Genomic DNA, 3,087 nt, shown 5'->3' with positions numbered 1-3,087 from the left:
TGTACGACGCGACGTCGTGGCCCCCGATGCGCACCGTCCCCGACGTCGCGTCGTACAGGCGCGGCACCAGGTGGGTCATGGTCGTCTTCCCCGCGCCGGCCCGGCCGACGAGGGCGGTGAGCGTCCCGGCCCGGGCGCCGCCGGACAGCCCGCGCAGCGCCTGCGCGGCCCGGCCGCTCTCCGGGGCCGCCCCCTCCGGCGCGGCCGCCCGCCGCGCCCGCGCCGGGACGCGGCGCGCCGTGGATCATCGCCGTGATCGCCGCGGCGTCGGCGCTGCTGGTGTCGGCGTTCCTGCCGTGGGCGCACGCCGACGTCGTCCTCGACCTGTTCGGCCGCACGCTCAGCCGCGACCTCGGGAGCGTCGCCGGCATCGACGCCGACGACATGGTCCTCGCCGTCCCGGTGCTGGCCGTCATCGCGATCGCGCTGGCGTGCTGGGACCTGATCGGCCGCGACGCGCGGATCGGCGGGCTCGCCGCCGTCCCCGGGACGCTCGCCCTGCTGGTCTGCGGCATCTTCGTGCTGCGGCTCGGCGACGTCCGCGACGACCTGCCCGAGACCGGCCTGGACCTCGGCTACCAGATCACCGTCCGCTACGGCTGGTACCTCGCGGTCGTCGCGTCGCTGTTCCTGATCGGCTTCAGCCTCGCCCGCCCGATCAGCGCACGGGTGGCGCGCTCGCAGCGGCCGGACCAGCACCAGTACCAGTACCAGCCGCAGTACGCCTACCCCGACCAGCCGACCGGGGACGCCGCCTGGCCCGACGAGGACCAGGCGTGGAACCGGAATCCGGACGAGAGCGAGGAGCCCCCGGAGGAGCCCAGGAAGGATCAGTCGTAGAAGCCCAGGCGGCGCAGCTGCTTGGGGTCGCGCTGCCAGTCCTTGAGGACGCTGACGCGCAGGTCGAGGAAGACCTTGGTGCCGAGCAGCGCCTCGATCTGGCGGCGCGCCGCCGCGCCGACCTCGCGGAGCCGCGAGCCCTTGTGCCCGATGATGATGCCCTTCTGGCTGGGCCGCTCCACGTACAGGTGCGCGTACACGTCGACGAGGTCGGCGCGGCCCTCGCGCGGCGCCATCTCGTCCACCACCACGGCGATCGAGTGGGGCAGCTCCTCGCGGACGCCCTCCAGCGCCGCCTCCCGGATCAGCTCGCTGATCATGACCTGCTCGGGCTCGTCGGTGAGGTCGCCCTCCGGGTAGAGCGGCATCCCCTCCGGCAGATGGGAGATCAGCAGGTCGCCCACGAGATCGACCTGGAACCCGTGCTCCGCTGAGCACGGCACGATGTCGGCGAACTCGCCGAGCCGCCCGACGGCGAGGAGCTGCTCGGCGACCTGCTCGGGCGCGGCGAGGTCGGTCTTCGTCACGATCGCGACCACGGGCGTCTTCTTCACCCCGGCCAGCTCGCGCGCGATGTACTTGTCGCCGGGCCCGACCGGCTGGTCGGCGGGCACGCAGAACCCGATCACGTCGACCTCGGTCAGCGTCGACCGGACGAGGCTGTCGAGCCGCTCCCCGAGCAGCGTGCGGGGCTTGTGCAGGCCGGGCGTGTCGACGACGACCAGCTGCGCGTCCGGCCGGTGCACGATCCCCCGGATGGCCCGCCGCGTCGTCTGCGGCCGGCTGCTGGTGATCGCCACCTTCGTCCCGACGAGGGCGTTCATCAGGGTCGACTTCCCCACGTTCGGCCGCCCGATGAAGCACGCGAAACCGGCCCGATGCCCCTCGGGCGTCTCATTCCCCAGACTCGTCACCCGTCAATTGTCGCCCACCCGGACGTGCGCCTCGGCACGCCCGCTCACGCGGCGGGGGTGCCGAGGCGGTCGAGGGCGGCGGCCGCCTGCTCGGTCCAGAAGGGGGCGCCGAGGCGGGCAGCCACGTCCGCGGCCCTGCGGTAGTGGGCGGCGGCGTCCTCCTCGGCACGCTCCAGGAAGCGGGCGAGGTCGCCGAGGATGTGCGCGACGGGACCGACCGTGCCGACCGCGGTGGAGGCGCCGGTGAAGCGGCCCTCGTAGGGCAGCAGGGCCGCGTAGGCGTCCGCGGCCAGGGCGCGGTCGCCGAGGGCGATGGCGCGCAGGCCCCGGATCGCCATCGTGAGGTCGTAGAAGTAGTCGAGCCGCAGGGGCCCGGCCCCGGCGACGACCCGCCGGGCCTCGGCGGTGCGGCCGGCGGCGGCCAGCGTGAGGGCGTACACGTCCGCGGTGGCCGCGACGGGCCCCCACTGCTCGTGCAGCCAGGCGGCCTCGTCCATCACCTCCGCCGCCCGCCCCTGCACGACCCGCAGGCAGAACGGGCCGAGGACCGCCATGCCGCGCTCGCTGAACCAGATCCGGGTCCGGCCGATGGTGCCGCCGACCTCCGCGAACGCGCGTTCCGCCGCGTCCGGCCAGGCCGTCATGGCGCCCACCAGCGACTCGTGCCAGGCGGAGATCTGGGCGAGCAGCGGCAGCCCGTACTGCTCGGCGAGCCGCCGCCCCTCCGCGAGGTGCCGGTGCGAGGCGGGCAGGTCGAGCAGCGCGACGTTCGTCTGCTGCAGCTCCAGGTGCGCGAGGACGCGGTAGGTGCCGAGGTCGTGCTCGGTGGCGAGCGCGAGGAGCTCGGACGCGATGCGGTGCCGCTCGGCCAGGCTCTCCACCGTCCGGTAGTGGTTGACGTAGGAACCGTTGAGCGCGGCGGCGATCAGCTCGGGGTCGCCCACGGCGCGGGCCGTGCGCACCGCCTCGCCGGACGCCCGGACGCCCCGGTCGTGCTGCTCCCCCTCCAGCTCCATCGCCAGCGTGGTCAGCAGCCGGACGCGCAGTTCCCGCTCGGCGCCGGGGAGCCGGTCGAGCGCCTCGTCGGTGGCGTCCACGACGGTCGCGTCGAGGCTTCCGTACTCGCGGCTCGTCCACAGGGTCGGGACGTCGAAGGCGGCGATGATCCGTGCGAGCAGCCGGACGTCGCCGAACGCGCGGGCGTCGGCGATGGCGGCGAGGCGCCGGTCCCGGGCGGCGACGACCTGCCCGGAGAGCGCGCTCGCCCGGATGGCGGCGGCCTCGCTCTCCAGCCGGTCGCGGGTCGCGCCGGGGCCCTGCGCGCGCAGGGTCT

The 3,087-nt window shown here is 75.0% G+C and carries 3 protein-coding genes and 1 pseudogene; 1 reads left to right on the top strand and 3 read right to left on the bottom strand.

Annotation, left to right across the window (positions count from 1 at the left end; all coding sequences use genetic code 11):
• Positions 1 to 148: ATP-binding cassette domain-containing protein (locus HUX53_RS28195; RefSeq protein ID WP_255205716.1), on the bottom strand; the 148-nt coding region annotated here is incomplete at its 3' end.
• Between the two features lie 104 nt (positions 149 to 252).
• On the opposite strand from HUX53_RS28195, the gene HUX53_RS28190 reads away from it, so the two are divergent.
• The gene (locus HUX53_RS28190; RefSeq protein ID WP_176406243.1) at positions 253 to 840 is read left to right on the top strand and encodes a hypothetical protein; all 588 of its coding nucleotides are present in this window, start codon (positions 253 to 255) and stop codon (positions 838 to 840) included.
• On the opposite strand, the gene era is transcribed toward HUX53_RS28190, so the two are convergent.
• Together era and HUX53_RS28180 are read right to left on the bottom strand one after the other, a co-directional pair.
• Positions 831 to 1,754 carry a GTPase Era gene (era, locus tag HUX53_RS28185; protein ID WP_176406242.1) on the bottom strand — a complete coding sequence of 308 codons (924 nt, stop codon included), beginning with the start codon at positions 1,752 to 1,754 and terminating at the stop codon, positions 831 to 833. The two genes, HUX53_RS28190 and era, sit on opposite strands and share 10 nt — an antisense overlap.
• Before the next feature lie 44 nt (positions 1,755 to 1,798).
• Positions 1,799 to 3,087, bottom strand: a pseudogene (locus tag HUX53_RS28180) (hypothetical protein); the annotation flags it as partial.

The organism is Actinomadura sp. BRA 177 (assembly GCF_013372625.1).
GTDB lineage: Bacteria > Actinomycetota > Actinomycetes > Streptosporangiales > Streptosporangiaceae > Spirillospora.
Note: the sequence above shows the minus strand (reverse complement) of the source record. Positions and strands in the feature narration are given on the sequence as shown.